Raw genomic sequence first — 6,682 nt, forward strand, 5'->3', positions numbered from 1 at the left:
GGCGGCCTACATGTTTAATTAATTCAACCAGTTGTTTGGTGCTCATACCCGGATGCTGTTCTTCGGCACCGGCCATTGAATAAATTTTTGTCGTATCATCCAATGTGCCATCGATATCATCAACACCGAAGTTAAGCGAAAGTTGAGCCGTTGTACGGCTGATCATTGCCCAGTAGGCTTTGATGTGGTCGAAATTATCCAAATAAATACGGGCCACAGCGTAATTGCGTAAGTCTTCAATCACAGAAACCTCTGGCACGTGCGACATCTGGTTATCCTTATTACGGAATTTAAGCGGAATGAAGGTTTGGAACCCGCCGGTTTTGTCCTGCAATTGACGCAGACGATCCATATGGTCAATCCGGTGTTTATATTCCTCAATATGACCGTAAAGCATGGTTGCGTTTGAACGCGCTCCCAGTTTATGCCATTCTTCGTGAATAGCCAGCCACTGATCGGCAGTACATTTATCTTTCGAGATCTGGTCCCTGATTTCCGGATCGAAAATCTCTGCGCCACCACCGGGGATTGAGTCCAAACCAGCCTCTTTCATCAGGCGCATGCCTGTGGCGTAATCAATTTTGGCTTTTTTGAAAATGTAATGGTATTCAACCGGGGTGAGGGCTTTAATATGCAATTCTGGGCGGTGGGCACGGATGCGGGTAAAAAGCTCCTGGTAAAAAGGTACGTCATACTGAGGCAACACACCACCTACAATGTGAACTTCGGTAACCGGCTCGCCGTCATATTTGGTAACCATGTTGAACATCTCATCCATGGTATACTCCCATCCTTCTGATTTTTGTTTCAGCAGGCGTGAGTATGAACAAAATTTGCAGTCGTAAACGCAAAGATTGGTTGGCTCGATATGGAAATTACGATTAAAATAAGTTTTATCGCCGTGGCGCTCCTCGCGGATGTAGTTGGCTAAAGTGCCAAGGTATCCAAGCTCGCCCTGCTCATAAAGCAAAACGCCTTCATCAAAAGTGATGCGTTGTTTATTTAGTACCTTTTGGGCAATGTGCTTTAAGTCAGCAGATAAATTCGGATCCTGGAGCAATACCTGTAAATTATCTGAATTATGCATCATTATAAATTTGGCCAAATGTACAAAAAAGCATAAAAGTAATATGCGTTATGACACATATCGGCCAAATTATCTGGTAAATTACATTAAGGTTACAGAGCCTTGATCTCACTTATGGAGATCCCGATTGAGCAATCGTCCTGGCAGCCATTAGGCACATAACTGACATCGGAGATCATACCGTTATTGTTGGTTTCAAAATAAATAGTATTTTTTTTCTTATCGGCCGAGAGCCATTCTGTTTTTGCTTTTTGGTACACCTGGTCAAGCGTAAGTAATGAAGCTCCAGAATTATGCTGCCCTAATGATGCCTTATCTTCGTGCCATTGTTCCCTGATTGTTTTGCCGGGGGCAGCATTTGGTGTATGCTCTAATGTATATGATAAAAAGTCCCGGGCTACCACAACACCATTTTGAACAGAGATCTTTGTTTCTGAACCGTAGCCAAAAACTGAACCGGCGTTAACAGTATAAGCATACGAGTTTTTACTTTCAATCTTAAAGCTTTGCCAGGCTTTATAGCTTTTGTCATAAGCAGTTTCGTTAGCATCTTTTTTACAGGCTGATAAACCGGCGATAACAAGCAGGATCAGGATAAAGGTTCTCTTCATGTGGATAGGTTTTATAGCCTATTCGGCAAAAAATGCACAAACGCTACAGCTAATAACAAATATTCTTGTTTATTTTGGGCGATAAGCATACATACCATGAAAACTGAAACTATAGCTATACACGCCGGCAACCATGTTGATGAAGCAACAAGGGCCGTAATACAACCCATTATTATGTCAACCACGTTTGAACGTGGCGAGGACGGCGGTTTCCCGGCAGGTTATATTTACAGTCGCTCAGCAAATCCTAACAGGCATGCGTTGGAGAATGTGCTGGCTAAACTGGAAGGTGGTGTTGAGGCTGCTTCATTTTCATCGGGTAATGCAGCAGGGATGTCGGTTTTTCAGTCGCTTGAACCGGGCACGCACATTATTGCGCCTGATGATATGTATCATGGCTTGCGCAATCAACTTAAAACCCTGTTTGCCGGGATCCTTACTTTTGATTTTATTGATGTAAACGATACGGAAGTTTTGCAGCAGCATATTAAGCCTGAAACAGGTTTGATCTGGATAGAAACCCCTTCAAACCCGTTATTGAAAATTACAGATATAAAAAAGGCAGTAGCGATTGCCAAATCAAAAGGCATTAAAGTTTTGTGTGATAATACCTTTGCAACGCCAATTTGTCAGCGGCCGCTTGAATTAGGCGCTGATATGGTCATGCACTCGGCTACCAAATATTTCGGCGGGCATAGTGACCTGATGGGCGGTGTTTTGATCACTGCCGAAAAGAATGATTGGTGGACAAAAATCAGGCAGGTGCAGGAAATGGGTGGAGCTATCCCCTCGCCTATGGATTGTTATTACCTGGTGCGCAGCATTAAAACCCTGCCGTACCGTGTAAAAGGCCACGTACAAAATGCCCAACTACTTGCCGAATACCTTGAACAACATCCTAATGTTGAAAAAGTGATGTACCCCGGTCTGCAATCGCACCCGCAGCATGATATCGCTAAAGATCAGATGCTGGCTTTCGGCGGCATGTTATCCTTTATTATTAAAGGAGATGAGAATGATACGCACAACATTATCAACAGACTCAAGCTATTCATCAAAGCCACCAGTCTTGGCGGCGTAGAAAGCCTGATAGAACACCGCGCTACGGTTGAAGGCCCTGATACCAAAACACCGAGGAATTTATTAAGAGTGTCAGTTGGGCTAGAGCATATTGATGATTTGATTGCGGATATGGAACAGGCCCTTGCGCTTTAGGCCATTTTAGGTAAAAGGCGAAAGGTAAAAAGCAAAAGGTCGAAGCAGTCAGCTGGGTTTAAAAATATCCTGCTCATGAAATCTTTAACCTTTCGTCTTTAACCTTTCAGCTTAAAAAGAAATAAAATTTGGTACATTACCAAATAACCTCTTATATTTGGAACATTATTTGGTAGCGATACCAAGGTCGATCAATACTCCGCACATAGTTCGGGTTTTGATTTATAAAGAAGCGGCGAGAGATCAGGCTCAATGACCCGCTGGCAACCCTTCAATGTTGAAGAAGGTGCCAATTCCTGTCCCGGCAAATAACACCGGGGAATATAAATTTATAACCATGAAAAGTTTAATTAAATTTACGCAACGCAACACTTTTTACACCGCAAACGGTAACGTACAATATATTAGCTCCCCTATTGGCTGTATTTGTATGTGTTGCTGCTGTTGATGCTTAACACGCTCTTTTTCATCTCTCTGAAAAATGTGTGTGCTGTTAAACCGGTTATTTCAAACCGGCTTGTCAAAATCCATCTTAACATTAAAAATCTAAATTAAACACATTTAAAAATTACAACTATGTCTGCCTTAAAATTCGAAACCTTACAATTACATGCCGGCCAGGAAGTTGATCCAACAACAGGTTCACGCGCAGTGCCAATTTATCAAACTACTTCATACGTATTTAACAGTGCCGAGCACGGTGCCAACCTGTTTGCGCTAAAGGAGTTTGGCAATATTTATACCCGCATCATGAACCCCACTACCGATGTGTTTGAAAAACGCATTGCAGCTTTAGAGGGCGGAGTTGCGGCATTGGCCACAGCATCTGGCCAGGCATCACAATTTATAGCTTTAAATAATATCCTACAGGTGGGCGATAATTTTGTTACTTCCCCTTTCCTGTATGGTGGTACTTATAACCAGTTTAAAGTAGCATTTAAACGTTTAGGCATTGATGTGCGTTTTGCTAAAGATGATACTGCAGCAAGCATTGAAGCACTTATTGATGACAAAACAAAAGCTATCTTCCTGGAAACCATAGGCAATCCGGGCTTTACCATTGCCGATTTTGACAAGGTAAGCGAAGTTGCCAAAAAACATGACCTGCCATTAATTGTTGATAATACTTTTGGTGCCGGTGGTTACCTTTTCCGTCCTATTGAGCATGGCGCTAATGTGGTTGTGGAATCAACTACTAAATGGATCGGCGGGCATGGTACCAGTATTGGTGGTGTCATTGTTGATGCCGGCAATTACAATTGGGGCAATGGCAAATTCCCGCAATTTACTGAACCATCTGAAGGTTACCACGGATTGGTGTTTAACGATGTATTTGGTATTGGCGGCCCGTTTGGCAATATCCAGTTCATTATTCGTGCACGCGTTGAAGGCTTGAGAGATTTCGGCCCGTCACAAGCGCCATTTAATTCATGGTTGAATATCCAGGGTCTGGAAACGCTTTCATTGCGTGTACAGCGCCATGTGGACAATGCTTTGCAATTAGCCAAATGGCTTGAGCAGCATCCACTGGTATCAAGTGTAAATTACCCGGGACTGGAATCATCGCCATATCATGAGCTTGCTAAAAAATATTTAAAGAATGGTTTCGGCGGCGTATTGTCGTTTGAGATCAAAGGTGACAAAGAGCAGGCCAGCCAGGTGATCAACAACCTGAAACTGGTGAGCCATTTAGCCAATGTGGGCGATGCAAAAACACTGATCATACAGCCATCGGCAACAACGCATCAGCAATTATCTGATGAGGAGCAACTGTCGGCTGGTGTTAGGCCAACATCGTTACGAGTAGCGGTTGGTATTGAGCATATTGATGATATTAAAGCCGATTTTGAGCAGGCTTTTGCAAAAATTAAGCAAGGTGCGGGTGAGTTAGTTTAACAATGTATAGTTTTTTTTAAGTGATATAGTAAACGTTATTGCAGGTTGCAGCCGGAAGTTCCGACTGCGCCTGGAATAACAAACAAAAGAATGAACGCAGAGATATTTAAATACACTGATACTTTTGAATTTGAATCGGGCCGGCAGATTGAGGGTTTAGAGATAGGCTTTCATACATACGGCAGGTTAAATAAGGAAAAAAATAACGTTGTTTGGGTTTGCCATGCGCTTACAGCCAACAGCGATGTACTTGACTGGTGGAAAGGCCTTGTGGGTACAGGTTACTTCATTAATCCTGAAGAGCATTTTATAGTTTGCGCCAATATTTTGGGTTCGCCTTACGGTACTACCAGTCCGCTGAGCATTAATCCGGTTACCGGACAGCCATACTATCTCTCCTATCCCCAGTTTACTACAAGGGATATGATCAAAGCGCATCAATTACTTGCCGGTCATTTACAGATTGACAGTATTCATATATTAATTGGCGGCTCTCTTGGGGGCCAGCAGGCTATGGAATGGGCCATTATTGAGCCCGCGCGGATCAAAAATCTCATCCTGATAGCCACCAATGCCAAACATTCACCATGGGGCATTGCCTTTAACGAATCTCAGCGTTTAGCTATCACTGCCGACCGTACCTTTTATGCCAACACATCAGATGGCGGCCAGAAAGGCTTAAAAGCAGCGCGTAGTATAGCGCTGCTGAGCTATCGTACCTATAAAACCTATGGCATTACCCAACAGGAAGAGGGTGATACAGTACAGGACGATTTCCGCGCCTCCACGTATCAAAATTACCAGGGGCAAAAGCTGGTGAACCGTTTTAATGCTTATAGCTATTGGTATTTAACCAAAGTGATGGACTCGCACAATGTAGGCCGCGGCCGTCATGGCGTTGAAAAAGCGTTAAGCCTCATCAAGGCAAAAACTTTGGTTATCGGCATCTCTTCGGATGTTTTGTTCCCTATTGAAGAGCAACAATACCTGTTCAGGCATATTCCAAAAGCGGCCTTTGCCGAACTGGATTCGTTTTATGGACACGACGGATTTTTAATTGAAACAGAAGCATTAACAAACATATTTACATCGTTTTTTAAAACCGATGTGAAAGGAAAAATTATAGAATTGCAACGTACAGCGTAATGAGTAAAAAGTTAAATATCGGCCTCTTCGGATTTGGAGTTGTGGGCCAGGGTTTATATGATATCGTCAAAACAAAGCATTTAAATATCGAGATAGTAAAATTTGCTATCAAGGATCCAAATAAAAAGCGTTCCCTCCCGGCCCATTTGTTTACCACAGATAAAGAGGAACTGCTTAATAACCCCGAGATCAATACTATTGTTGAGCTCATTAATGATACCGAGGCTGCTTTTGAAATTGTTTCAAGAGCTTTAAAATCGGGTAAGAACGTTGTTTCTGCCAGCAAAAAGATGATCGCCCTGCATTTGGAGGAACTGATTGAGATCCAGCATCAATATGGCACATCATTATTGTATGAGGGTGCAGTTTGTGGTAGTATCCCAATTATTCGTAACCTCGAGGAATATTATGATAATGAATTGCTGCACTCGATAAGCGGTATCTTCAACGGGTCCTCAAACTACATACTTTCAAAAGGTTTTATTGAAGGATTGGATTATGACAGCGCATTAAAACAAGCCCAGGACCTCGGCTTTGCCGAAACCGATCCAACCAGTGATGTCGGCGGCTTTGATGCCAAATACAAACTGGTTATTGCTGCTGCTCATGCTTATGGTGTAGTTGCACAACCCGATGAGGTATTTAACCTGGGCATCCAGAACCTTGCAGCTGCTGATCTGCAATATGCCCGCGAGAAAAACCTCAAAATTAAACTGGTACCGGTAGC

At 42.9% G+C, this 6,682-nt stretch carries 6 protein-coding genes and 1 riboswitch; of the genes, 4 read left to right on the forward strand and 2 right to left on the reverse strand.

Features of this window, described 5'->3' with window-relative positions; genetic code table 11:
- Both VF500_RS28970 and VF500_RS28975 read right to left on the reverse strand, forming a co-directional pair.
- The coding region (locus VF500_RS28970) for a CofH family radical SAM protein (RefSeq protein ID WP_330862990.1) at positions 1–1,087 on the reverse strand (1,087 nt) is incomplete at its 3' end.
- Positions 1,088–1,179: 92 nt separating this feature from the next.
- Positions 1,180–1,698 (reverse strand): hypothetical protein, encoded by a 519-nt coding sequence (locus tag VF500_RS28975; protein WP_330862991.1) that lies wholly within the window; start codon positions 1,696–1,698, stop codon positions 1,180–1,182.
- A 96-nt stretch (positions 1,699–1,794) separates the two neighbouring features.
- On the opposite strand from VF500_RS28975, the gene VF500_RS28980 reads away from it, so the two are divergent.
- From VF500_RS28980 to VF500_RS28995, 4 genes are all read left to right on the forward strand, one after another.
- Positions 1,795–2,913, forward strand: coding sequence for a trans-sulfuration enzyme family protein (locus VF500_RS28980; RefSeq protein WP_330862992.1), 1,119 nt, complete (start codon positions 1,795–1,797; stop codon positions 2,911–2,913).
- 219 nt (positions 2,914–3,132) lie between these two features.
- Positions 3,133–3,243: riboswitch (SAM riboswitch) on the forward strand.
- Positions 3,244–3,489: 246 nt separating this feature from the next.
- Entirely contained in the window at positions 3,490–4,809 is a 1,320-nt protein-coding gene (locus tag VF500_RS28985) for an O-acetylhomoserine aminocarboxypropyltransferase/cysteine synthase (RefSeq protein WP_330862993.1), read from the forward strand.
- 90 nt (positions 4,810–4,899) lie between these two features.
- The gene (locus VF500_RS28990; protein WP_330862994.1) at positions 4,900–5,955 is read left to right on the forward strand and encodes a homoserine O-acetyltransferase family protein; all 1,056 of its coding nucleotides are present in this window, start codon (positions 4,900–4,902) and stop codon (positions 5,953–5,955) included.
- A partial coding sequence (locus VF500_RS28995; RefSeq protein ID WP_330862995.1) for a homoserine dehydrogenase occupies positions 5,955–6,682 on the forward strand: 728 nt, incomplete at its 3' end. The genes VF500_RS28990 and VF500_RS28995, both read left to right, overlap by 1 nt.

This window comes from Mucilaginibacter sp., from assembly GCF_036383575.1.
Lineage (GTDB): Bacteria > Bacteroidota > Bacteroidia > Sphingobacteriales > Sphingobacteriaceae > Mucilaginibacter.

What these genes read in the sequence shown, in the direction of transcription:
- VF500_RS28975 (WP_330862991.1), bottom strand. Translation starts at nt 1,698, where the DNA reads ATGAAGAGAACCTTTATCCTGATCCTGCTTGTTATCGCCGGTTTATCA.
- VF500_RS28980 (WP_330862992.1), top strand. Translation starts at nt 1,795, where the DNA reads ATGAAAACTGAAACTATAGCTATACACGCCGGCAACCATGTTGATGAA.
- VF500_RS28985 (WP_330862993.1), top strand. Translation starts at nt 3,490, where the DNA reads ATGTCTGCCTTAAAATTCGAAACCTTACAATTACATGCCGGCCAGGAA.
- VF500_RS28990 (WP_330862994.1), top strand. Translation starts at nt 4,900, where the DNA reads ATGAACGCAGAGATATTTAAATACACTGATACTTTTGAATTTGAATCG.